18 protein-coding genes, 2 tRNA genes and 2 pseudogenes are annotated in these 24,702 nt (G+C 56.4%); 12 read left to right on the top strand and 10 right to left on the bottom strand.

The features are described 5' to 3' along the window. Positions 1-152: 152 nt before the first annotated feature. The 3 genes from FHS21_RS19280 to FHS21_RS19270 form a co-directional block, all read right to left on the bottom strand. On the bottom strand, positions 153-668 hold the full coding sequence (locus FHS21_RS19280) for a hypothetical protein (protein WP_112530274.1): 516 nt from the start codon (positions 666-668) through the stop codon (positions 153-155). 137 nt (positions 669-805) lie between these two features. After that, a complete protein-coding gene (locus FHS21_RS19275; RefSeq protein WP_112530276.1) occupies positions 806-1,378 on the bottom strand; it encodes a hypothetical protein in 573 nt (190 codons plus the stop codon). 577 nt (positions 1,379-1,955) lie between these two features. After that, a tRNA-Asn gene (locus FHS21_RS19270) sits at positions 1,956-2,030 on the bottom strand. 237 nt (positions 2,031-2,267) lie between these two features. Between FHS21_RS19270 and FHS21_RS19265 the strand changes: the two genes are divergently transcribed. Together FHS21_RS19265 and FHS21_RS19260 are read left to right on the top strand one after the other, a co-directional pair. Continuing rightward, the gene (locus tag FHS21_RS19265; RefSeq protein WP_112530278.1) at positions 2,268-2,516 is read left to right on the top strand and encodes a hypothetical protein; all 249 of its coding nucleotides are present in this window, start codon (positions 2,268-2,270) and stop codon (positions 2,514-2,516) included. A gap of 175 nt (positions 2,517-2,691) precedes the next feature. Further along, positions 2,692-2,765 (top strand) — tRNA-Cys (locus tag FHS21_RS19260). A gap of 170 nt (positions 2,766-2,935) precedes the next feature. Here the strand turns inward: FHS21_RS19260 and FHS21_RS19255 are convergent. The 3 genes and pseudogenes from FHS21_RS19255 to FHS21_RS31780 all read right to left on the bottom strand — a co-directional run. Then, the gene (locus FHS21_RS19255; protein WP_183663694.1) at positions 2,936-3,853 is read right to left on the bottom strand and encodes an autotransporter family protein; all 918 of its coding nucleotides are present in this window, start codon (positions 3,851-3,853) and stop codon (positions 2,936-2,938) included. Between the two features lie 2 nt (positions 3,854-3,855). Continuing rightward, a pseudogene (locus FHS21_RS31785) lies at positions 3,856-4,323 on the bottom strand (autotransporter outer membrane beta-barrel domain-containing protein); the annotation flags it as partial. A gap of 141 nt (positions 4,324-4,464) precedes the next feature. Beyond that, positions 4,465-4,968: pseudogene (locus FHS21_RS31780) on the bottom strand (autotransporter domain-containing protein); the annotation flags it as partial. A 1,200-nt stretch (positions 4,969-6,168) separates the two neighbouring features. Here FHS21_RS31780 and FHS21_RS19245 point away from each other — a divergent pair. Beyond that, the gene (locus tag FHS21_RS19245) at positions 6,169-6,801 is read left to right on the top strand and encodes a sulfotransferase family 2 domain-containing protein (RefSeq protein ID WP_112530284.1); all 633 of its coding nucleotides are present in this window, start codon (positions 6,169-6,171) and stop codon (positions 6,799-6,801) included. 53 nt (positions 6,802-6,854) lie between these two features. Here FHS21_RS19245 and FHS21_RS19240 read toward each other — a convergent pair whose 3' ends face one another. Beyond that, positions 6,855-7,406 (bottom strand): GGDEF domain-containing protein, encoded by a 552-nt coding sequence (locus FHS21_RS19240; RefSeq protein ID WP_112530286.1) that lies wholly within the window; start codon positions 7,404-7,406, stop codon positions 6,855-6,857. 342 nt (positions 7,407-7,748) lie between these two features. On the opposite strand from FHS21_RS19240, the gene FHS21_RS19235 reads away from it, so the two are divergent. The 3 genes from FHS21_RS19235 to FHS21_RS19225 all read left to right on the top strand — a co-directional run bounded on the left by FHS21_RS19235 (position 7,749) and on the right by FHS21_RS19225 (position 11,208). After that, on the top strand, positions 7,749-8,405 hold the full coding sequence (locus tag FHS21_RS19235) for a protein-L-isoaspartate O-methyltransferase family protein (RefSeq protein ID WP_112530288.1): 657 nt from the start codon (positions 7,749-7,751) through the stop codon (positions 8,403-8,405). 141 nt (positions 8,406-8,546) lie between these two features. Next, positions 8,547-9,941, top strand: a complete 1,395-nt coding sequence (locus tag FHS21_RS19230; protein WP_112530290.1) for a TolC family outer membrane protein — start codon at positions 8,547-8,549, stop codon at positions 9,939-9,941. A 475-nt stretch (positions 9,942-10,416) separates the two neighbouring features. After that, positions 10,417-11,208: a PopZ family protein gene (locus tag FHS21_RS19225; protein WP_162701932.1), complete on the top strand. Its 792-nt coding sequence runs from the start codon at positions 10,417-10,419 to the stop codon at positions 11,206-11,208. A 26-nt stretch (positions 11,209-11,234) separates the two neighbouring features. On the opposite strand, the gene FHS21_RS19220 is transcribed toward FHS21_RS19225, so the two are convergent. Next, a complete protein-coding gene (locus FHS21_RS19220) occupies positions 11,235-11,498 on the bottom strand; it encodes a hypothetical protein (RefSeq protein WP_112530294.1) in 264 nt (87 codons plus the stop codon). A gap of 261 nt (positions 11,499-11,759) precedes the next feature. On the opposite strand from FHS21_RS19220, the gene FHS21_RS19215 reads away from it, so the two are divergent. The 3 genes from FHS21_RS19215 to FHS21_RS19205 all read left to right on the top strand — a co-directional run bounded on the left by FHS21_RS19215 (position 11,760) and on the right by FHS21_RS19205 (position 17,544). Next, positions 11,760-14,546 (top strand): valine--tRNA ligase, encoded by a 2,787-nt coding sequence (locus tag FHS21_RS19215; RefSeq protein ID WP_112530296.1) that lies wholly within the window; start codon positions 11,760-11,762, stop codon positions 14,544-14,546. A 386-nt stretch (positions 14,547-14,932) separates the two neighbouring features. Continuing rightward, on the top strand, positions 14,933-16,213 hold the full coding sequence (locus tag FHS21_RS19210) for an OmpP1/FadL family transporter (RefSeq protein ID WP_112530297.1): 1,281 nt from the start codon (positions 14,933-14,935) through the stop codon (positions 16,211-16,213). A gap of 536 nt (positions 16,214-16,749) precedes the next feature. Beyond that, positions 16,750-17,544, top strand: a complete 795-nt coding sequence (locus FHS21_RS19205; RefSeq protein ID WP_112530299.1) for a tetratricopeptide repeat protein — start codon at positions 16,750-16,752, stop codon at positions 17,542-17,544. A 91-nt stretch (positions 17,545-17,635) separates the two neighbouring features. Here FHS21_RS19205 and xth read toward each other — a convergent pair whose 3' ends face one another. Then, positions 17,636-18,415, bottom strand: coding sequence for an exodeoxyribonuclease III (gene xth / locus FHS21_RS19200; protein WP_112530301.1), 780 nt, complete (start codon positions 18,413-18,415; stop codon positions 17,636-17,638). 37 nt (positions 18,416-18,452) lie between these two features. After that, positions 18,453-18,788 carry an iron-sulfur cluster insertion protein ErpA gene (gene erpA / locus FHS21_RS19195; protein WP_162701933.1) on the bottom strand — a complete coding sequence of 112 codons (336 nt, stop codon included), beginning with the start codon at positions 18,786-18,788 and terminating at the stop codon, positions 18,453-18,455. A 158-nt stretch (positions 18,789-18,946) separates the two neighbouring features. Between erpA and FHS21_RS19190 the strand changes: the two genes are divergently transcribed. The 3 genes from FHS21_RS19190 (at position 18,947) to FHS21_RS19180 (ending at position 24,651) form a co-directional block, all read left to right on the top strand. Next, the gene (locus tag FHS21_RS19190) at positions 18,947-20,155 is read left to right on the top strand and encodes a deoxyguanosinetriphosphate triphosphohydrolase (protein WP_112530303.1); all 1,209 of its coding nucleotides are present in this window, start codon (positions 18,947-18,949) and stop codon (positions 20,153-20,155) included. Positions 20,156-20,218: 63 nt separating this feature from the next. Continuing rightward, positions 20,219-21,976 (top strand): arginine--tRNA ligase, encoded by a 1,758-nt coding sequence (gene argS / locus FHS21_RS19185; RefSeq protein ID WP_112530305.1) that lies wholly within the window; start codon positions 20,219-20,221, stop codon positions 21,974-21,976. 110 nt (positions 21,977-22,086) lie between these two features. After that, entirely contained in the window at positions 22,087-24,651 is a 2,565-nt protein-coding gene (locus FHS21_RS19180; protein ID WP_112551537.1) for an SPOR domain-containing protein, read from the top strand. Positions 24,652-24,702: the final 51 nt, after the last annotated feature.

Here is a 24,702-nt window from a genome sequence, read left to right as displayed (position 1 = left end):
GAAACGTCTGGCGAGCGCTGAGTTGAAGCGTTCGTGTTGGCAACACCTTGATTGTAGTTGGCCCATGCCGCCGCATGTCGAACATCCCTGTTTTGCGTGGCTTGCATCGTAAGCGGCAAGCTTAGGCCGTTCAGGCTGCGTGGTTCAACGGCTTATTGCGTCGATCTCGCAAGGACGGTTATGCCACTGGTATTATGTGGGCCCCACAATGCTTCGGATATACCCTTCAACGCCGCATCGGCGGCGCGCCCCTCCGCGGTGGTCGGATAGAACAGACCACCACCGTATTTGCTCGGATTTGTTGTTTGCCTGCGACCAGAAACGTTATCGGTTTCAATATATGAGTTCACGGCAAGCGCCTGACTCTTTCCGGCTTCAGCGAAACTATTTAGCCCCATGTACGAGGCGGTCATCTTATGCAAACCGTTTTCCGTCCTCACGGGCGAGTTGCTGACAAGCGCAAGAACCGGGTAGCCCCGCCTTTGCCCTTCGTTAACAGCCCTGTATGTCATTTCCTTCTTGAATTGTTCAGAGGATACCGCCGAACTGCCCATAACCGTAAAGGCGGGGCCGTTTGTGTTCGACAGCGCAAACCTTGAATTGGTTCCCTGTGTCGTCTGGCAAGCTGTCAACACGATAAGGAAAAGCAAAGCGATTGCGGACTTCATGATTGTCTCCCGGTTAGGAAGCATTGAGACCAGCAACTGTAAATGTCTGATTAATTTGTGAGTCTAACTGAGGCCCTTCAGGCAATACCATTCCACCCCATAGCGCCTTTCAAAACCGAATGATCCCAGACGAATAACTAGCTGCCGATCGACAACGATTTAACCTGCCATGTTCCATCGACAGGTTGATATTCGACCATTCCGCTCCATGGCGTTCGTATCATAGCACCGAAGCCGTTCTGACTGTCCACCACGGCTTTGATCCGATAGAGACAATCACCCAACGGCTGTGTCTTGGATTCAAGCACTGGATAGGAGGCACTCGATGGTGAGGCCAAGCGCTTGGTTACTTCGCCCTGTGCCATTGCGAACGCCATAGCGGAGTAGTCTTTGGCGCAAGCTACCTTTCTAGCCTCGGCGGCCTGTGTTACCGCTTTGGCTGCATTTGATCGCGCAGTCTCGACGAGCTGGCTAGGCGTTTTGTCCGCTCGCTCAAACAAGGCTACTACGATTACTGTCACGGCGAGAATGTAAAACACGCCACAAATCTTTCTCAAGACCGTCCAATTGGTCTTCTTATCATCCGGCGCTGACCGCTTGTGATGGCGTGCCTCATCGCTGATCCGAACTTCACTTGGAATGGCTGGCAACGGACTCGACAATGCATCCGTCCGGACTCGTTTGCCGAATGATGTTCCTGGTCCAGCCATTACATTGCTCCGCTTTTTAAGAAGTATAATTGTCGTCCCTGAATCTTCAGCTACGCGAGCCATTACAAATTTAATGATTCTGGTTGACTGTGCCGAGGAGGTTAATTCCGTTCCAGGTCATAGCGCTTGTCAAATCCGAACGGTGCCCACGACTTGCAGCCTTCATGCATGCAGTGTGTTCAAAAAGGCCAGCCGGGGCTTCTCCATGTGGGAAGGGTAGGCGGGTTTCCTCGGGTGTTTCAGACATCGTTTCTTCTATTTTGATGAAGATTTTACCGTAGTTGCCCAGGGAATGTCCTCACTCGCGGGAAAAACGAAATCGTCAGTTTTTCGGATTCGAAGGTTTGACTCGGTGTGTTTAACATTGGCTTCAATACTGAGATGGTCGCTGTCTTCCTCGAAAAAGCAACAGCGTTCCCTTTTGACCTTGAAAAAACGATTGTCGACGCCAGTATTGCCGCACCTCTGTGATCAGTGGGGATGGATTTGGGTTTGTACAATGTTGCCCCAAACGTTGCCCAGAAGGGCCTTGAAAAGCAAAAGGCTCAGCGATTTCTCGCTAAGCCTTTGATTTAACTGGCTCCCCGGGCCGGATTCGAACCAGCGACCGATCGGTTAACAGCCGATTGCTCTACCACTGAGCTACCGGGGAATAGCTGCTTATTTCATCAGCGAAGTGGCCTATAGCAAAAGGGTTTCGCTTTTGCAAAGGACCATTTCGCTTTTTTTCGACTTATGTGCATAACAGAATGATGACATGGGGCGAAGGCGTTCCTACATCCGGCTCTGGATATGGTTCAATCGAAAGAGAAGATTTTTGTCTGAAGACCCGAAAGATAAGGAAAACCAAGCGAATTCCGCGCATCACGGCCACAGGAAGCGCCGGCATATGCGCATTTTTGGCCGCCATATACCCGTTCCACAATCGGTGGCGATGCGTCGCACGCTTGGCGGAGCTCTGGTTGCCGGCGGTGCGCTCGGTTTCCTGCCTGTTCTCGGTTTCTGGATGGTCCCGCTCGGTCTGGTCGTCCTTTCACAGGATTCGGCGCTGGTACGGCGTAAACGCCGTCAGATCGAAGTGAAGCTCGGCCGTCGTTGGAAAAGCGGCTGGTTCGCATCGGACAAGGACAAAGGCTGAACGCTTCTGTCCTTACCAGCGACATCGAGACAGTTACTATTGTTTGTGGCTTCTCATTTTACGTATTGCGGCACAAAACAAAAACGGCTATTCGGAATGCCGCAAGTGACGCTGTTCGGAATGAAATTTCGTCACTTCCATAAGTAGTTAATTTCATTAGCTATTTTGATGTTGAGGCCTCGTGGCGGAGTGGTTACGCAGAGGACTGCAAATCCTTGCACCCCGGTTCGATTCCGGGCGAGGCCTCCATTCACAGATCTTACCATACAAGTAGCTGATTTTATTGCTAAATTTTAGGTGCGGCAGCGTCCGCTTCGCGTCAACAGCCATCATTGAATCATCTACGATTTGGGGCGGCTTTGACTTTGGCCTACATCGACAGGCCGGATGTTGTCCGGCCCGCGCTTTTCGGATGATTGTCAGAACTTCACCTTGAAACCCGTCGTTCCATTGACGCTGTAACTGTCGGCAAAGTTGCTCAGGCTGGTATTCAACGACACCTCGCCATAGAGCGCGTATTTATCATCGGCCCAGCTGTATGACCCGCCAGCGCCGACGCCGCCCCAGGTACGATCGCTCTCATTGGCGAAATTGACGCCGGCAAGGTCAACCTCGGAACCATCGAGGAATTCGTGATAGAGATTGGCAAGCCCGTAGACATTGCTGCGTGCCATCCTGCCCGAACTGTCCTGCCATGCATTCTGGTAGTCGGCGGAGACGCCGAGGCGTCCCTTCAGGCTGTCGCTCTTGTCGAGCGAAACGTCCGCGCCGAATGGATCGGTGAAGTCATCAAAATCGACATTGGAATAGGCCAGCTGTGCTTGCGGCGTGATCGACCAGTTCTCGTCGACGACGATCCGCTTGCCGGTTTCGAGGCTCAACGCATAGCCGAAACCGTCATTGCCGTCGGTCAGGCTACGGCCGAGCGTGTCCGAGGTAATATCGCTGTCATACCAGTTGAGTTGTGTCTGCCCGTCGACATAGAACCCGTTCTGACCAAGCCAGGTCAGCGTGCCGCCAAAACCGTAGCCGTCGGTGTCAATGGAACCCTTGCCGAACAGGGAGGAAACGTCGGTTGAAATCTCGCCATATTGGAACGTCACGCCGCCCATTAGGGTGCCAGACTGGTTTTCGTAGAGCTTGCCGTCAAAGCCAGACTGCAACCTCCACGTGTTGTAATCATATTCTGCCTGCGTGGTAGAGCGGTCAGGATCGACGCGCGAATGCGCGCCATCGATGCGCGCCCATATGGCCCCGGCATCAATGGTGGCCGTGCCGCCTTCGGAAGGCAAAGGTGCAGCCTCGGGCGTTCCCGGTCCATCGCCTTGGGCGATCACCGCGCACCCGCCACCACAGCCTGCTGCCCAGCGATCACATAGTCACCCAGCAGCGAAAAGACGCCGTTGGAAGCGCCACCGACGTCGACGATCTTGATGCCCTCGACCGTCTGTGCGCCGGTCCCACCAAGATTGGTCACCCGCACACTCGTCGCCCCCGCGGTGTCGCCGGTGACGACAAGCCGGTCAGTGGGCGAGGCATCGCCGCCGAGCTCGGACTCGATGACCAGCGTGCCACCATTGCCGGTGTAGTTGCCGTCGATCGTCAGTGTGCCGATCGAGTTGCCGGGCGCAATCGTACCGTCGCTCGTCGTTGTGCCGACCTGGCCAGTGCCTTGCAGGCGCCCGCCTGTCTGAACATTCACCGTCCCGCCAAGGATGCCGTTCACCGACAACGTGCCCGCCTTGATCGTGGTGCTGCCTGCGAAGGCGGAATTGTCGGCGGTCATGATCGTCGTGCCGGTGCCGATCTGGCTGATCGTGCCAGTGCCGAGAACGAGATTGTTGAAGCTGAATGTGTCGGAGCGGTTGAAGGCGAGGGTCCCGGCACTCGCGGTGGTGAGATTACCGATGACGCTGCCGCTGGTGCCGCCATTGCCGACCTGCAGGGTGCCGTCCTGAATATTCCAGTTAGTGACGGCCGTGCCCGTGCCGGTCAGCGCCCAGGTGCTGGCGCCGGTCTTCTCGTAGGTATCGAAGTTCTGGTACTGCGGGCCGATGGCAGAAACGTCGAAGATGTCGTTTGCCGCGCCACCGAGGCGGAAGATGTCTGCGGCCGATGTGGCATTGGCGAGCACATTGCCTTCGATCACTGAACCTGCCTGCAGCTCCAGGGTCAAGTCTACTGTAGCTGCGCCGGTAACCTGGATCGCGGTCGTTCCGCCGGCGCCAGCGCGTATTGTTCCGCTGTTCGTCAGTTGCAGGCCGCCGCTTGTTGAAAAAATGCCGATGGTGCGATCCCCGCCCTCTATGATGCCGGAATTGATGATCGTATGGCGTTTCCCTTGTGCACGGACACCCACGTTGCCGGCGTTGACGCCGGTAGCATCGTTGCCGCCCCGGATAGTACCCGTGTTGACCAAGGTACTCGCGGCTTGCAGAGGACTGGCGATCATGAAGACACCAACGCCGCCAACAACGCCTTGGCCGTCACCGCCCTGCATGAGACCGTTGTTGATCACGGTGGAGCCATCGGCGACCTGCGCGCCGCCGCCACCAGCAGCTCCGGCCCCAGAGCTGCCGCCGCGAATCGTACCGTTATTGACCAATGTTGCTTGCGCAGTAAGGTTGGCGCCGACGCCCGATTGACTTGACCCGCCGCCATCACCTCCTGTGATGGATGCGTTGTTAATGACAGATGCTTGGCTCTGAATATTGATACCACGCTCCCCAACGGTACCGGCGGCTCCCACGAACGTTCCAACAAGCGTCACGTCCGCGCCCAGCCCGTCGAAGCGCAATGGCCTACTGGTGAAACCCTGTGTGTCAATGGTCATGGGCTTGGTTGGGGTTGGTAGCGCTGACACCCCGATAGTGAACGCAGCAGTCATCCGGATCACAGCATTCGGATCGCCATCGCCATTTGCGGCAGTGATTGCTGCCCGCAGCTGCGCATCGTTGCTAACGAGATAGGTCGCAGCCGATGCCGGTGACGGCAGCAGGCACCCCATCGCCAGTGCGACCGAGCAGGCGCCCGCCAGCAGTTTTTTCTTGCTGGTAAATAGAATTCCAACGGCTTTGCCGCCCATGATCGCCCCCGAATGGTCTGCCCCAAAATAGCTCGAAAGTACTACGCGCGATTCGACCGCACCTGCAACCGACAGTTGTGATCACATCGTTGTGTGATTAGCTATTTCTTCTCTGGGTTGCTTCGCGGCAACACGAAATTGAATGCGCGCTCCCGTCAGAACTACTCGCAAAACATGACAAGCCAGCGACGGTGGTTATGAAGATTGGTAGATCTTACCAAATGCCGATGTCGGTTCATCGTTCGCTCGGTTGCCATGACATTCAGCCCATAGGTTTCTTGACGTGAGTTCAGAAGGTGTCATACTTTCGTCTATAGGCATCTTTCCTGGGGGTAATGCCATGCAATATGTAGGGGACAAGCTTACGAGCGCCGTTGCGCAGACTAGAGAACGTGAGAGGGGGCTGTCCTCATATCTCGCTTGCCGATGGTCTGCGTTCAAGACTGCTTCTGTATCGGTCTATTGCAGGCTGGTTGACGCTTTATACTGAGTTCGGCCTTCCTGGCGGACGACTGCACCTACAAAATTGCATCATCGTGTGGACCGCGATCCTTGAGAAGGTGGTGGATGTTCGTTTCTGTCGAGAAAAATTTTATCTTTGTCCATGTTGCAAAGACCGGTGGTCAAGCGTTGAAGCGGGCGCTGCGCCCCTATGCCGTGAAGAAGGCGTCCGGCCAATGGCGGCGACTTCTGTCGCACCTGCCTGTCGCGGAAGATGTCGACATTCAGTTCGGCCCGCATGCCTCGGTGCGCTGGGCAAAGCTGAAACTGCCACGCCCTTTCTTCGAAGGGGCCTTCAAATTCGGACTTGTGCGCAACCCTTATGATCTCGCTGTCTCGCGCTACGCTTTCGTGCGAGGGCAGGGCAATCACCATCGCCACAAAGACGCCCAGAAGCAGAGTTTTGCGGATTTCCTGCGCCAGGAGCGCCGCCGCGCGTTGTGGCGGCCCCGCGATCAAAGCTCGATGCTGTGCGATTTCGACGGCAAGCTGCTGGTGGACCAGGTCTACCGCTTCGAACAGATGGAGGAGGCATTCGCCGATATCATCACGCGGCTGGACCTGGACGAGTCGCCGGAACTCACCCGCAAGAATGCCAGCAAGCGCGGTGCCTATCAGGAGTATTACACGCCGGTCGAGCGAAAGCTCGTCGAGCAGATATGGAAGAGAGATCTCGAGAAATTCGAATATGAATTTTAGGGCCGTTGATATTCAGGCCAGGACGGCGGCCTGACCCGAGCAACGAGGAGAGGCTAGCTGGAACGCCGCTCGGAATATCGGCGATAGACGCCTTTGCCGGCCTTCTTGGCGATATAGAGCGCAGCATCGCCGCACCAGAGCAGGCTTTCCGGCGTATCGCCGTCACGCGGTGCGAGGGCAGCACCAATCGTGACGCTGATGGCCACGGGCTCGGGACCGCCGAGATCATAGGGTTGCGACACCGATCCGATAATACGGTCGGCAACGCTGGCTACCTCGTTGGACGTCGCCTGCAACAGGACAATGGCAAATTCATCACCCCCCATGCGATAGACAACATCATTCTTGCGCAGGCATGATTGCAGGCGATCTGCTACAAGCTTTAAAAGACTATCGCCTTCGGCGCGTCCGTATTGATCGTTGAATTTCTTGAAACCGTCGAGATCAATACAAAGAATAGCAAATTGCAGGCGGTCATCGAAGTCACTCTGGGCATAGGAACCACAAAGACTATCGAGATGGTCTTCAAGTGCAGCTCTGTCCGCCAGCCCGGTCAGCTCATCCTGGCTTATAGGGAAGTCATTGAATCCCTTGATCTCAATCATCTGCTTTGCATTCCTACCGTTCGCAGAACGACTCCCATCTGCAAGTATAGAATGACAGGTGCAGCCAATCTATTCAATCCCGGATTAACCCTAGGGTTAAAAGAACTATCACAGGGTGGTGCGCGGATGCCGCATCGGAAAATTATCGGAAGCGGCAGCCGCGTGCGGCGTTAGTCATTCATTGACGCTGATGGAAATTTTTGCCACATCCTCTGATAATTATCGCTTCTGGTCACGGATGGGTAACCATAAAGGCCGTAAGGTCCGTACCGATCGTCAGGAGCATGTCACGCGCTTGCAAGCGCTTTGCGTTGCGGGTGCCTTGAAGAGAGCTTGTAGACCATGACGCTGAATTTTGAAGACCTGCGGATCAAGATGGTCGACAATCAGTTGCGCACGACTGATGTGACCGACAAACCCTTGCTCCAGGCTTTTCTTGACGTGCCGCGCGAGAAGTTCGTGCCAAGTTTCCGCATGCCTCTCGCGTATATCGATGATGACGTCCTTGTTGCGGATGGCCGTTATCTGATGGAACCTTCGCCTTTCGCCAAGATGGCGCAGCTCGCCAACATTCAGCCGGAAGACGCCGTGCTCGATATCGGATGTGCCACCGGCTATTCCTCGGCGGTCCTGTCGCGGGTCGCGCGTTCGGTCGTGGCGGTCGAATGTGACGCCGAACTTGCGGGGCAGGCGGTCTCGAATCTCGCGAGCCTCGGGTTCGATAATGTCGTCGTGGTTAATGCGCCGCTCCAAGGCGGCCACGCTTCCGAAGCGCCCTATGATGTAGTTCTAATTGAGGGTAGCGTTGATCACGTTCCTGCGTCATTATTTGATCAGTTGAAGAACGGCGGAAGACTCGTAGTTGTTGAGGGGGCGGGAAACTCTGGAAAATCAATGATTTACGTGAAAAACGACGGAATCGTTTCGGGACGCCGTGCATTCAATTCTGCGGTCAAAGCGCTCCCCGGCTTCGAAAAAATAGCCGAGTTCGAGTTCTGAAACCCGCTGCATATGAGACAAAAGTGCAACGGTCGGCCACTTTGTTTGCATTTTAGGAAATGCCGCTGTGGCCAACCCGGGAATTGATAGTTATCTAAGGCATACTGTCGAACCGAATGGTTCGGTCGGAATATTGAGAGAATGAAGGGGTTTATAGTGTTCATAGCGGGCAAGCGATTATTAACCGCAGCGCTGTTGTCAGCCACGGTACTAACCTCTACGCCTTCAATGGCTGAGACAATATTCGGGGCAATGGAAAAGGCCTACGAGAGAAACTCCACCGTCAATGCGGACAGGGCCGGCGTACGCGTCACCGACGAAGGTGTTGCGGTTGCAAAATCGGCGTATCGTCCGACCATAAACGGGAACGCGTCTTTGACGTCGACCTGGCGCCGGCTTGATGGCGGTGTTCATGGACGCACTGACGAAGGGACGTTCGGCATCACCGTGAACCAGCTGCTGTTCGACGGGTTCACCACAAAGAACAATGTGGCTTCTGCAAAGACACAGGTGTTGGCCGCGCGTGAAAACCTGCGCAACAGCGAACAGAACACTCTGTTTCAAGCCGCACAGGCGTTCATGGACGTCTACCTCACCCGTCAGATCGTCATCCTGCGGCAGAAAAACCTTGAGTTCCTCGACGAACAGTTGCGCGCCGCACGGGCACGTTTCGATGTGGGCGAGGGAACGCGTACGGACGTTGCGCAAGCCGAGGCTTCCAAAGCCTCTGCCATCGCAACGCTAGCCGCTGCGAAATCCGACGAAAAGAATGCCGAAGCTGTCTATATTCAGATTGTCGGCGCGGAGCCTGGCCGCCTTAAGGCCGCGGCGATGGCCTCGAAATCACTGCCGCGATCAATGGATCAGGCATTCAGCATCGCCGCCAACAATCATCCGGCGATCCTGGCTACACAATATGCCGTCGATGCAGCTGGATATAACGTGAAGGCGCAGGAAGGTCAGCTCCTGCCTCAGGTCGGCCTCCAGGGATCGATTACGCGCGATGAAATCTTCGAGGGCGGACTGAGCACCAACACCACGGACTCGACATCGGCCTCAGCCGGGATCCAGATGACGATCCCGATCTATAGCGGCGGCAGGACATCGGCTCTGGTTCGCCAGTCCAAGGAAACGTTGGGACAGCGGCGCATCGAAGTTGATGTACAGCGCGACGCTGTCCGTCAGGCGATCGCCAACGGCTATTCGACAATGGAATCGGCGAAAGCGCAGATCGTTGCTCAGAGATCAGTGGTTGCGGCCGCGGAACTCGCCTTGAACGGCGTCATCGAAGAACGCAAGGTGGGCCAGCGCACGACACTCGACGTGTTGAATGCCCAAGCCGATGTGTTGACCGGACAGGTTAGCCTCGCGCAAGCTGAACGTGACAGTGTCGTGGCGAGCTACGCCGTTCTCCTGGCCGTTGGGCGCCTAAACCCGGGCCAAATCGGCTTGCAGGTCGCGGAATACCATCCTGAGGAGCATTACGACGCTGTGAAGGACAAGTGGATCGGCCTGCGCACGCCCGACGGCCGCTGATCTTCATTATCATTCGACCAGAAATACTATTTGCCGTCAGGAAGAGCATCGGGCGGTAAATAAGACGCAGTTCTGTTTCGCGGATGGCGAGACAATCCACGCGGAAGGTGGCGAGGCCGATGTCTATCCATCGGACGCCGTCGCCTGACAAAGTGGGTGTCCGCCAGCCGGAAACCCGAAGGGCCGGGTGAATTCGGGCCAAATCCATCGGGCTTCGGCTTCGTCCGATGGAAAAACATCGGCCTCACCAAACCCCTTGACCTTGAACCAAATTCCCTCCGGCAGAACGCGCCCTATTTATCGCCCGATGCTCTAGCGCCTGGCGGCAAATTGCTTTTCAGGACCCGTTTTCAGAAAAGTCTGTGGGTTAGCCCCAAACGAACCTCGCGGGGATTCTCAAACGCAATGCAAGCCTCTACACTGGATACAGATTCGTTGCAGCGCAATGAAACAAGATGTAGTGGGCAAAAGTATCATGGCACAATCATCCAGCGTCGCCCGGGAACCCTCCATGGAGGAGATTCTCGCATCGATCCGCCGCATCATCGAGGAGAGCGATACGGGGCGGCCAGATGAAGTCGTGCCTCAGCCGGTCAACTCCGATCAGCCGCCGCATGCTACTGCTGCCGAGCCCCAGCCTGCGGTGCACTTGAGCGAAGAAGCCGAGCTTCCACCGCGCGAAGGTATCGCCGTTCCGCCACCAGCAGCCCGGTCCTATGAGACGGCATTGGGACGCCCGGCATCGTCGCCGCAATCGAAGGTTGCCGAGCGGGAATCTGCACGGACAGCACCTGTGGCTCCGGCTGAACCGCGGACAAAACCAGTCGAAGATACCGTCACGCCCGCCGCGGCCATTCCGGAGGGTTTTCTAACGCCAGAAGCCACCCCGGAACCGACGCCAGAACAGGACTTCCTTGCTGAACCTGTCGAGGTTGCGAGCGAAATCGATTTCGCGGAACCAGACGAGGCGTCGCCGACGGCGCCTGCAATCGAATCATCAGCCGATAGCGGAGATGACGGATTTGCTCTGGATCTGCAGCGCACTCTTGAACCGATCCTGTCCGAGACCGCCGAGCGCCAGGTCAGCGCTGCATTTGATGATCTCTCATTCGCGGTCAGGAGCGAACAGCGGCGCTCATTCGACGAAATCGCGCAGGAACTCATGCGGCCTCTGCTGCAGGACTGGCTCGACAACAATTTACCGACGCTGGTCGAACGCCTCGTGCGCGAAGAGATCGAGCGCGTGGCGCGTGGCGGCAGGCGGTAGCTCGCTAGCGAAAATGTATGTTGTCGCTATTGACCCAGGATCACTTTAAGCACTTTAGGCGATACACGCTGGCTGTTGGTGGTCTCAACTTCAGAAGTCGTTATCCGGCCGCTGGCGATGCCATCAATGAGACGTTTGCAAAACACGGATGGGGCATCTTTTTCCGATATGCGCATCACAACTGCCATGTTTGCGCGCTTGTTCTGCGATTGGCGATTGAAGTCGCTGATGCATTGCGCCAGCAGCGTCCTTTTAGCGACAGGATCCGAGAGGTTCTTCTTGTAGTCCATGCTCCGCATACCGGACGAGGTACAAGCTGTGATGGCCAGCGATGCCGCGAACAGTAGAATTGAATTTAGCACTCTCATGAAAAACCTCTTGGGTGAATTTCGCCCAAGTAATCGTTGTGGTTGTGACAAAGCAATTGTCCCAAAGCTGAATCTCTCGCTTTCTGTGTGATTGGGTTAACGACACGTCAGCATTGACTTATCTCCGGCCATTGGGTTTACACCGTAGCCAATCCCCTTTCCGCAAATGACGGACACTTTCGCATGCTTGAGAAGACGTATGATGCCGCGGCCGTAGAGCCTGAAATCGCAAAACGCTGGGACGAGGCCGGCGCCTTCAAGGCCGGGGCCGGTTCCAAGCCAGGCGCCGAGGCATTTTCTATCGTCATACCGCCGCCGAATGTGACAGGTTCGCTGCATATGGGGCACGCGCTCAACAACACGATCCAGGATATAATGGTGCGTTTCGAGCGCATGCGCGGCAAGAACGTACTTTGGCAGCCGGGCATGGATCATGCCGGCATTGCCACGCAGATGGTCGTCGAGCGGCAGTTGATGGAGCGGCAACAGCCGGGCCGCCGGGAAATGGGCCGGGAAAAGTTCGTCGAACGGGTCTGGGAATGGAAGTCGGAGTCCGGCGGCATCATTGCCGGTCAGCTCAGGCGCCTTGGCGCATCGTGCGATTGGTCGCGTGAACGCTTTACCATGGATGAAGGCTTGTCGAAAGCCGTGCTCGAAGTTTTCGTCACGCTCTACAAGCAGGGCCTGATCTATAAGGACAAGCGACTGGTCAATTGGGATCCGAAGCTTCTCACTGCGATTTCCGACATAGAAGTCGAGTCGCGCGAAATCAAAGGCCATCTATGGCATTTCCGCTACCCACTCGAGAACGTGGCGTTCGACCCGGAAAACCCTCATACTTTTATCGTGGTCGCGACGACGCGTCCTGAAACCATGCTGGGCGATACAGGTGTCGCGGTTAATCCTGACGACGTTCGCTATCATGCTTTGGTCGGTAATAATGTGGTCCTGCCGCTGGTTGGGCGTCATATTCCGATCGTTGCAGACGACTATGCCGATCCGGAAGCGGGTTCCGGTGCGGTCAAGATAACGCCGGCGCATGATTTCAATGACTTCGAAGTCGGCAAGCGCAACGATTTGCGCCAGATCAATATCCTGCACACGGATGCCTCCATTTTCCTCAAGGAAAACAATGAGTTTTTCGAAGATCTTGAGAAATCGAGTCTTCTTGACCAGCTGGTTCATGCTCTTGATGGCAAAGACAGGTTCGCAGCGCGCAAGCTGATCGTCGCCATGATGGACGAGCGCGGCTACCTGGAAAAAGTCGAGGATCATACGCACGCTGTTCCTCACGGCGATCGCGGTGATGTGCCGATCGAACCCTATCTTACCGATCAGTGGTATGTGAATGCAGGCGAACTTGCCAAGCCGGCGATTGCCAGCGTGCGCGAAGGCCGTACCAACTTTGTGCCCAAAAACTGGGAAAAAACCTATTTCGAATGGATGGAAAACATCCAGCCCTGGGCCATTTCGCGCCAGCTCTGGTGGGGTCATCAAATTCCGGCCTGGTACGGACCCGATGGACAGGTGTTCGTGGAACGAACGGAAGAAGAAGCGCTGAGCGCTGCGGTCCAGCATTATCTGGCGCATGAAGGGCCGATGAAGGCCCATGTCCAGAACCTTCTGGAAAACCTCAAGCCCGGTGAAATTCTGACCCGTGACGAGGATGTGCTCGACACCTGGTTTTCTTCGGCACTCTGGCCTTTCTCGACGCTGGGCTGGCCGGACAAAACGCCCGAGCTTGCTACCTACTATCCGACAAGTGTTCTCGTCAGCGGCTTTGACATCATCTTCTTCTGGGTAGCCCGGATGATGATGATGGGCCTGCACTTCATGGGGGAGGAGCCGTTCCACACAGTCTATATGCACGCGCTGGTTCGCGACAAGAACGGCGCCAAGATGTCGAAGTCGAAAGGCAACGTCATCGACCCGCTGGAACTGATCGACGAGTATGGTGCGGATGCGCTGCGCTTCACGCTTGCCATTATGGCGGCGCAGGGGCGTGATGTTAAGCTCGACCCGAGCCGCATTGCCGGTTACCGCAACTTCGGCACCAAGCTGTGGAATTCGACACGCTTTGCTGAAATGAACGGCGTTGCCCGTGATCCTTCGTTCCGTCCGGAAAATGCCAAGCTCAACGTTAACCGCTGGATCCTGACCGAACTCACCAATGCGGTGCGCGATGTCACGGATGGTATTGCCAGCTACCGCTTCAACGAGGCGGCAAGTGCGGCGTATCGCTTTGTCTGGAACCAGTTCTGCGACTGGTACATCGAATTGTTGAAGCCGGTGTTCAACGGAGAGGATGCGGCAGCCAAGGCGGAGGCGCAGGCCTGCGCGGCCCATGTGCTCGACGAGATTTACAAGCTGCTGCATCCGTTCATGCCGTTTATGACCGAGGAGCTCTGGGCGCTTACAGCGGGCGAGGGCAAGAGCCGTGAGACGTTGCTGTGCCATGCAGGCTGGCCGGATCCGGATTTCGTCGACGCCGAGGCGGCAGCGGACATCAACTGGCTGATCGATCTGGTCACCGGAATACGTTCGGTGCGTGCGGAGATGAACGTCCCGGCATCGGCGGTTGCGCCGCTCGTCATCATCGGCGCCAATGACGTTACGAAGGAACGCTTGCAGCGCCACGATGCCTCGATCAAATGGCGCGCACGTGTCGAGACGATTACCCTGGCGGATGACGCGCCAAAGGGCTCTGCGCAATTCGTTATCGGCGAAGCGACGGCTTCGTTGCCGCTCGGTAGTTTGATCGACGTCAACGCGGAAATCGCGCGTCTGACCAAGGAATCCGGCAAGATCGCCGATGAAAGCGACAAGATCAGCAAAAAGCTCGGCAACGAGAAATTCGTCGCCAATGCCAAACCGGAAATCGTGGAAGCGGAACGCGAACGGTTGTTAGAACTTCAGGCTGCTGCCGAGAAGATCGAAACGGCCATCCGCAGGGTTCGCGAAGCAGGCTAGGTGCCTGGCGCGCCGTAGCGAATCCGGCGCGCGTCCAACGGGTTTTTACTGCGCCAGTGAAGGGTAACTTCCCCATTTCGGTCGGGTAAAAGCCCCAATTCCGTCATTTTTGGCCGCCGTTGCATTTGAGCAACAAGGGCGTTTTTCGGCCCAAAATCCATCGATTTGGCCGCTAATCATTTCGGATTAGCGTGAAATTCGCGAAATTTTCGTCTCGTGCTCGCGATTTTGCGGCAATTTCCGATTTTGGAGCGTCCGATACACAAAACCGGTGATTTTCTGGTGATTGCGTGCACGCCGCGATTTGTTAGGTATTACGTATTGGTAACAATTTTCCTGAACTGTGTGGGGATCAGGAAGTTTTTAAGGCTTCGGGGAGGGACTTAATGTCTAGGGCTATTTCAACGATTTTGGGTGGAGCGTTGCTTCTGACAAGCGTGGCTTCTGCAGCACAGGCCGGGGGGCTGGAGCGCAGCGGCTACAATTGGGATCTGCTTTTCGATCAGGAGCACTTTGCTACAGAAGCCGGCATTATCTATGTCATGCCGGATCGCAAGATCAAGAACGCCGTTGACACAAACCCGGCCGACGGATTGGGAGCGAACGGTATCGGTGGCGGCGCCACGTCGACACACGAGACCCCGAGCTATACGGTTCCGCGCTTCGGCGCAAAGGTTGGCCTCACGCCCGACGCGGATTGCCTTGCGTCCTACAGTCAGCCATGGGGCGTCCATACCAATCCCGGTGCGGACTGGGTCGGTGCCAACCAGAACATCGAGACCGACATCAGGAGCGACGATTACGGACTGACGTGTTCGTACAAGTTTGATGTTGGCAAGGGTCAGCTCCGTGCAATCGGTGGCGTATCCTACCAGGAAGTTTCAGGCTACAAGAACCGTCTGGTCGTGGGCCCGGCAGCCTTCGGACCGGCTGCTGCATTGTTCGATGGTCAGGGCAAGCTTGACCTTGATGCGGATGGCTGGGGCTGGCGCATTGGTGCTGCGTACGAAATTCCGGAAATCGCCTTCCGTGCAAGCCTTATCTACAATGCCGAGATCGACCTTGGCCAGATCAATGGTACCGTCGACCTGACGGGCCTTCCGCCACTGCCGACAAATCCTTTTGCCAACAAGATTACGGACGTTTACGGCACGGCTACGATGCCGCAATCGCTCGAATTCAAACTCCAGACGGGTATCGCACCTGACTGGCTGGCATTCGGCTCGGTCAAATGGGTAGACTGGAGCGTTCTGAACGTCGTCTCGTTCTGCCCGACTTCGACCAAGGGCATTGTGAGTTGCGGCCCGACATCGCCAGTTCTGCTGACGACGCTCGATCTTATGTTCCAGGATGGCTGGACGGTCGCTGCCGGTATCGGCCACAAATTCAACGACAAGTGGAGTGGATCGGCGCAGCTTAGCTGGGATCGCGGCACGTCGACCGGTCTGACCACCCAGACCGATACGTATCTGCTTTCCGGTGGCGTGTCTTACGCACCCAACAAGAATGTTGAGCTTCGTTTAGGCGGCGCGGTTGGCATGCTGGCAGCTGGTTCCTATGGCCCGACGGCTTGCCCAAAGACCGGCGGCTGCGGCAACGACGTGACCTATGATTTCGGTGATGATTTCGTCGGCGCATTGTCTCTCGCAGGCAAAATCAAGTTCTAGGCCAAATTGCGAAAATCGAAAAAGCCCGGCCAAGCGCCGGGCTTTTTCATACCCGCCTGCCTCGGGTGATCAAATTTTGTGACGATTCAGCAACACTGTGGCGCGATGATCGTCCAGTCTCTGGAGAGGACAGAATTTGCCCATTTTGCGCCACAAACCCGGAGCAACTCGAAAGGGCGGCAACCTTTGGTGGTTGATTACATCGAGTAACTGTACAGATGTTCCGCTTGGGGAAATGATGGACACGATACTTGTTTCAAGGGCAAAAACTTTGAGCCGTAAGTTGATACACGGCCCTTCCACGATTGTTGCGTCATCGCGCCAATCGTATGCTTTCGACACAAGTGTTTTCTTTTGTTCTGGCCCTACTATTGCCGGAAAGCGGTCAAATGTTCGCTGGAATGGTATGCGAGATTTGTCCCTCCCGTTGCTGGCTGACGCGATGACGCGCGCTGGCGGGATTTGGGCTCGAACCGTTCGTATGACGCGCGGTAACGCTGCGACACGCACGGTGAGGGCAAAGGAAGACTATAGTCATGCTCATCGCTGATCGTTTTTTTGGTCCAATTGTCGGGTTTGGCCTTTTGATGAGCGCTATGACCATGCCTTGTTTCGCCTTCGATACGCAAAATGAGGTGAAGGAAGACTCCAGCCCATTCGCACTCTTCAAGTTTGGTTTCTCTGCCTATAAGAACGGCCATAAGGACGAGGCAGTCAAAGCACTACGTTTTGCCGCTGAAAAGGGACATCAGGGCGCCAACTGGAAACTTGCGCGCATGTATGCGGAAGGCGACGGCGTCAAGGAAGATGACTACGAAGCCTACAAGATGTTCGAGCAGGTCGTCCATGAAGGCGCCGATCAGGGCACGGAGAACGAAAGCTACGTCGCCGATGCGCTGGTCGCGCTGGCAGGTTATGTCAAACGTGGCATCCCGAATTCGCCGATCAATTCCAACCCAAGTGCGGCGCGCGATCTTTATCTGCAGGCAGCATCGAATTTTGGCGATTCCGACGCGCAATTCGAACTCGGCAAGATGCTGATGAAAGGCGAAGGCGGACAAGCCAGCCCCAACCAGGCTGCACGCTGGTTCCGTCTTTCGGCGCAAAAAGGCAATGCGGGTGCACAGGCCATGCTTGGCAACCTGCTGTTTCAAGCAGGCAAGACCGTGCGCGGCCTCGCAATGATGACTGCGGCTCTTGAACACGCCAACAAGCAGGACAAAGCCTGGATCCGCGATGTACAGGAGCAGGCGTTTTCCATATCAGACGAGGCCGACCGGCGCACCGCAATGGTGCTGGCCGAGGACATCGTCAAGACCGGCGATTTCTGAGGCAATGCTGGATCGGGTCGATGGCGATATGCCGGCAAGACTTGTCAATTCACCGAAGGTCTAAGCCAAATCGTCATAAATTCGTTGCGTATCAGGTGATAAAAATCGCGACCGGCACATGATCCGACGGTTTTTCCCAGGCACGGACATGTTTTTCAATGCTGGCGGATTCGAGCATGTTCGCGGCTTCCGGCGATAGCATCAGGTGATCGATGCGAATGCCGTTGTTCTTCTGCCAGGCACCCGCCTGATAGTCCCAGAATGTATAGACGTCGCCCTTATCGGTAACGCTGCGAACCGCATCGGTGAAGCCCAGGTTTTCAAGCCGTCGGAAAGATTGGCGTGTCGCCGGCTGGAACAATGCATCATTGACCCAGGCTTCCGGGACCTTTGCGTCGATAGGCTCGGGGATGACATTGTAGTCGCCAGCCAGAATAAGTGGCTCTTCAAGGGCCAGCCGCTCTTCGGCCCAACGCTCCAGCCGCGCCATCCAGCCTATCTTGTATGGAAATTTCTCGGTGTTGATGGGATTGCCGTTCGGCAGATAGAGCGAAACGACACGCAGCGGGCCCTTTTCGGTGGAAAATACGGCTTCTACAAAGCGCGCATGATCATCGGCATCATCGCCAGGAAGACCGCGATTGACCTCGTCGGGGGACTGCTTCGATAAAATGGCGACGCCGTTGAAGCCTTTCTGGCCATTCGTTTCGACATGATAGCCCCGCGCTTCCAACTCGAAGCGCGGGAAACCTTCATCGACGGATTTGATTTCCTGCAGGCAGACAATGTCCGGATTGGACTCCTGCAGCCATGTCGTCAGCACCTCGATGCGGGCTTTGACGCCGTTTATGTTCCAGGTAACGATTTTCATGGATTTGCGCTCTGGTTGCAACGGCGGCAAGGTGATGTCAGACGGAGAAGCTTGTCCCGCAACCACAGGAAGAGGTCGCGTTTGGATTGCGGATCTGGAACGACTGGCCCATCAGATCGTCGACGAAATCAATCTCCGAACCGCCGATATAGGGCAGGGAAATCTGATCGATCAACACCTTGGCGCCGAGTTTCTCGATGACGATGTCATCGACGTCCTGTGCGTCAACCAGATCGTACTTGTAGGAAAAGCCCGAGCAACCGCCGCCCTCGACGGAAATGCGCAAGGCGGTCTTTTCCGGATCTGACTGCAGAATCGCCGAGATGCGCTTTGCAGCGGCATCGGAGACAGAAACACTTAGCACTTCGGTCATTCTTTACGGTTCCTTCGCGGATTGCTCCGCCGCGCTCAACAAAGCATTGACATTGTAATGTCACGCCTTGCCGTTCATCATACACCATAGCTAAGAATTGGCGACTGTGAAGTCAACGTTGTCAGCAGTCGGAAGATGGGAAGGCACATATTTCAATCATGTCCATGCAGGGTATCGGTTTCGGTTACAGGGAGAGGGCGCCATACGCCTGTGATCCCGAGAAAAGCCGTGGACGGCTTGTGCCCGAAAGCGAAAGCCCGACGCGCACGGTATTCCAGCGTGATCGCGATCGTATCATCCACTCAACAGCGTTTCGGCGGCTGAAGCACAAGACGCAGGTTTTCATCGCACACGAGGGCGATCATTATCGCACGCGGCTGACGCATACGATCGAAGTGGCGCAGATCGCCCGGGCGCTGGCACGATCTATGCGACTCGACGAGGATCTGGCTGAAGCAATCGCCCTGGTCCATGATTTCGGCCACACGCCGTTCGGCCATACCGGTGAAGACGCGCTCAACGATAAGATGCGCGACTTCGGCGGTTTCGATCACAACGCGCAGTCGCTACGTATCGTGACAAATCTCGAAAAGCGTTACGCCGAGTTTGACGGGCTGAACCTGACGTGGGAAACGCTGGAGGGACTGGTCAAACACAATGGTCCGTTGACGGATGCTCATGGCGCCGGGCTAAAGCACCCGGTGCCGACAGCAATCATTGAATACAACGCGCAGCACGATCTCGAACTTGCACGCTTTGCCTCGCTGGAGGCGCAATGTGCGGCAATTGCCGATGATATCGCCTATAACGCCCATGACATCGATGATGGGTTGCGCTCAGGTCTGCTTACGCTCGACGCGCTCGAAGCCGTGCCGATAATCGGCGATATTCTGCGCGCCGTCCGGCAGAAATATCCAACTCTCGATGATGTACGTACGTCGCATGAGATTGTCCGGAGGCAAATCACGATCATGGTCGAAGACGTGATACGTGCGGCGCAGGCCAATCTTGAAACGGTTAACCCGCAGACAGTCGACGACATTCACGGTGCCGGGCGAACGATCGTTGGATTTTCAGCGCCGCTGCGCGAGCAGGAAAAGATGCTCAAGGCGTTTCTCTACAAGAACCTCTATTTCCACGACAGCGTGGTGCGCGTGCGCAAATCCGCTGACCGGATTGTGAGAGACCTGTTTGACACTTACCTTGCCGATGAGCAATGCATGCCGGAAGGCTGGCGCGATGGCCGGACGAAGGGAGATTTGACCTCACGCGCTAGACTTGTGGCTGACTTTCTAGCGGGTATGACCGACACTTATGCTGTGCGCGAACACCGACGGTTGTTTGACCACACGCCCGATTTGGCTTAAGGGCAGGGCCAATTGCGGTAGAACGACCGCTCAATTTTACAAACCCCGAATGAGTATGACGTCATGAACATCTTCGCCGATTTCGACGCGCGGATTAAGAACGCCCTGCAAGCGCTTGATTTAAAAACCACAGATGGTGCTGCGGTGGATCTGTCGCGCGTGGGTGTCGAACCGCCGCGCGATCCCAGCCATGGCGATATCGCGACGAATGCGGCGATGGTGCTCTCCAAGGCGGTTGGCCAAAACCCGCGCGAACTTGCTGTCAGAATCGGAGATGCGCTGAAGAATGATCCCGACGTCGGCTCCGTCGATGTGGCGGGTCCTGGTTTCATCAATCTGCGGCTCAAGGACACCTATTGGCACCGGCAACTTGCCGTAATGTTGGGCGCTGGGCTCGATTATGGCCGGTCAAAGCTCGGTTACGGCCACCGGGTCAATGTCGAATACGTATCGGCCAATCCGACGGGCCCCATGCATGTCGGTCATTGCCGGGGTGCGGTGGTCGGCGACGCGCTGGCCAACCTGCTCAAGTTTGCGGGTTATAACGTTGCCAAGGAATATTACATCAATGATGCTGGCGCGCAGATCGATGTGCTGGCAAGCTCTGTGATGTTGCGGTATCGCGAGGCGCTCGGGGAGCAGATCGGCGATATTCCTGCAGGGCTCTATCCTGGCGACTATCTCGTGCCGGTGGGGCAGGCGCTGGCCGCAGACTACGGTACCAAGCTTTTGGAAATGCCGGAAGATGAGGCGATGGTCATCGTCAAGGACCGGACGATCGATGCGATGATGGCGATGATCCGCGACGATCTCGCCTCGCTCAACGTCCATCACGACGTGTTCTTCTCCGAGCGGACGCTGCACGCGAACAATGCCAAGCTGATCCGGTCTGCCATCAACGACCTGACGCTGAAGGGGCATGTGTACAAGGGCAAACTGCCGCCACCCAAGGGCCAATTGCCGGAAGACTGGGAAGACCGGGAGCAAACGCTGTTCCGGTCGACTGATGTTGGCGATGATATCGACCGGCCGCTGGTCAAGTCGGACGGCCAGTTCACCTATTTCGCGGCCGACGTTGCCTATTTCAAGGACAAGTACGACCGGCACTTCGACGAGATGATCTATGTGCTCGGCGCGGATCACGGTGGTTATGTCAAGCGGCTGGAATCTTTGGCGCGGGCTGTTTCCGGCGGAACGGCGAAGCTGACTGTGTTGATCTGCCAGCTCGTCAAGCTCTATCGCAACGGCGAGCCCGTGCGGATGTCGAAACGGTCAGGCGAGTTCGTCACCTTGCGCGATGTGGTGGAAGAAGTAGGCCGAGATCCGGTGCGGTTCATGATGCTGTACCGGAAGAACGACGCCCCGCTCGATTTCGACTTCGCCAAAGTCACCGAACATTCCAAGGACAATCCCGTCTTCTACGTTCAATATGCTTCGGCCAGATGCCATTCGGTTTTCCGGCAAGCAATAGAACAGCTTGGGATCGGTGAAGTCCAGTTGGCGGCGAGCGCGCAACACTTCGGTTTGCTGACGGATGAGAGCGAAATAGCGCTCATTCGCAAGCTTGCGGAATACCCGCGGCTGATCGAAACAGCGGCTTTGCATCAGGAGCCGCACAGGGTCGCTTTCTACCTCTACGACCTCGCGAGTTCGCTGCATACACAGTGGAATAAGGGAACCGAAAACCCGGACTTACGTTTTATTAAGGTTAACGATCCAGACTTGTCCCAAGCCAGGCTAGGGCTGGTGCAGGTTGTTTCGAAGGTCTTGACGTCCGGATTGTCAATAATAGGTGCGGACGCCCCGACCGAAATGCGTTAATATACGCTGAAAAGCGTAGCAATCCTGTCAACTTTTGCCCACATTGCGCTGGTAAGGCCAATGCGTGACGTTTTCGGACGTCCCACAGTTGAGAGTACAGGATTAACGCCATGGCGGACAACAATATTCAGCGTTCTCACCGGCAGGATGATTCGCGATCAGGTAATAACGACCCTCTGATGGAACTTTCCCGTATCATGGGAACGGTTGAAGAGGAAGGGTCGACTAACGGATCCAACGATGATTTTGCTATGGACCTCGAACGCGAGCTGATGGGGGGCTTTGATGAACCAGCCGCGCCTCAGTCCGCTGACAATGATGCCCACGACGATCACCTTGCCGCTCAGGATTTTCAGGAATCCATCGAGCGCGAGTTGGCTGCGGAACCACCTCACGCTCATGAAGCCGCTACCGAATCCATAGCCGCCTATGAAGAACCGGATTACGCCGATTACGAGCCGGACCCGGTTTACGTGGACAGCGAAGCGGGCGAGGGTGTTGGTGTTGCCATCTCCCATTACGAAGAGCGCCCCGTGCTCGCAGCGCCGTCACTCAGTCTCGAAGATGAGCTTGAAACCTTGCTTGCAGGATCGGCGCAGCCAACCGTGCAGCGTTCGGCAAATGCTTCCTGGGGTTATGGATCGCAGACGCAGGTTCCGGGGCGAACAGAAATTGCCCCGTCGATCAGCCGGACAACATCATACCAGCAGCCGTCCCATGTGTCGGAAACAGTCGTCCATGAGATTCCCGAGCCGGAGCCTGTAGCTTACGAAGCTGCCGAAGAAGAGCAGGTTCAGGATTCGGAGATTGAGGATTTCGATACCGACGAATTGATGGCGGCGCTCGATGATTTCGACGTAACGGCGGATCAAGATGAGGATAGCGAATCGGTTGCAGAAGCAGCCCCAGTTTTCCCGCTTTATCAAAACCTGGAACAATCCTCGACGCCGGTTCGTGAACAGATCGAAGTGCCTGTTGCCATGCCTGTTGCCAGCGCACCGCAATTGCCCGAGGTTCATGAGCTCAGCGATTATGCCGACGAGCTCGATCGCGCTGCGTCGGCAATTACTGCAGCACCCGATGTCGATACGGTGGCGGTTACAGAAAATCGCGTTGATTATACCGAGTCGCTCGATCTTCCGGCCGTGAACTATGAGGACGACGTTCCGCAGCACAATGGACTGAACGAGCTTGATAATGAATTTGCCGAGGTATTCGGTTCGATCGAAGCGGACGATTCGCGCGGCGCCTATGTCGCGGCAGAGGATCCTGCCCCACAGGAGCCCGAGAAAGACCGATATGCCGATATTTTCGCAGACGTATTCGGGAACGAGGCAGATCAGAACAAATACAATCCGGCAGGCTATGCAGTAGCAGCCGGCGCTGCCGCCATGGGCGCTGCGAGCTCACAACAAAGCCGGGCAACGCCTGCCTATGGTCCAGAAGAGGATCTGGATTTTGGCTATGATCCTCGCCAGGACAATGTCGATATAGCCGCAGCGCCCTATGGGCAAAAGGAAACACCTGCGCGTCGTCGCAGTAACCTGTTTGTTCCCGGCGTGGCAGCGGCTGTTGTTTTGCTCGCGGTCGCCGGCGCCGTTGCCTATAAATGGACCGGCGGTTCGAATGGCGAACCTGTCGTCATCATGGCAGACAAGACGCCGATCAAGGTCCAGCCAGAAACCGCCAGCACAGCCGTAGTGCCAAATCAGGACAAAGCGGTTTACGACAAGAGCGCGACGGCTGCTCCGGAAGCACCGAAGCAGGATCAGCTCGTAACAACGCGGGAGGATCCTATCGATCTTCCAGCCGATGAGGATGGAGGCGCATCCGTCACGGATATGCTCGCCGCCGATGCGCCCCCCACCGATGGTCCTGCCGCGGGCGACAAGGTGGAGGCGCGTGTTGATCCTGCCACCGCAGACGATACAGCCGATGCTGCACCGGCGGAACGCAACAGTGCGATTGCACCGCGCAAGGTGCAGACTATGATCGTCAAACCGGATGGCACGATGGTCGCCTCCATTCCAGAACCGGCTGATCCGGTGAGTGCCGGCCCTGCCGCTGCCCCGGCTGACCGCCCCGCTGCTCCGCTCGACGCAAATGCATCCGCAGCGCCGGCAACAACTGGCGACGACGAAATTGGCGCATTGATGCAGGACGCCCCGGCAGCTGTGCCAGCACAGACTGCTGTACCGGCACCCGAAGTACCAGCTGCAGCGGCAGCCGCGAAACCGGCGCCGGCTGCTGGTAAGTTGCCTCCGAAGCCGGTCGCGACCAAGAAGATCACTCCCGAAACGGTTGCTTCCGTTACGCCGAAGAATATTCCGGTGGTCGAATCGCGTCCTGCAGATCAACCGATCGATATTGTCGATCGCGTTCCGCCAAAGAATGCAGCGGGCCAGCAGGTCGCTTCCGCTGCTACGGCAGCGGGAAGCTATCTGATCCAGATTGCCTCGCAACCGAATGTCGAGGGCGCGCAGAAGACATATGCTTCGCTCTCCCAGAAATATGCGGGTGTGATCGGCGGCCGCGGTGTCGATATCAAGCAGGCCGAGATTGCCGGCAAGGGCACATTCTTCCGTGTGCGCATCCCGGCTGGCTCCAAGAGCGATGCAAACGCCCTGTGTGCGAAGTACAAGACTGCAGGCGGCAGCTGCTTCGTTACGCAGTAGTCCGTCCGGTATATTGGAAAAGGCGGCCACGGCCGCCTTTTCTTTTTTTGT

Source organism: Phyllobacterium trifolii (genome assembly GCF_014192095.1).
Taxonomy (GTDB): Bacteria; Pseudomonadota; Alphaproteobacteria; order Rhizobiales; family Rhizobiaceae; genus Phyllobacterium; species Phyllobacterium trifolii.
The sequence above is the reverse complement of the archived record's forward strand: the minus strand, read 5'-3'. Positions and strand labels throughout refer to the sequence as shown.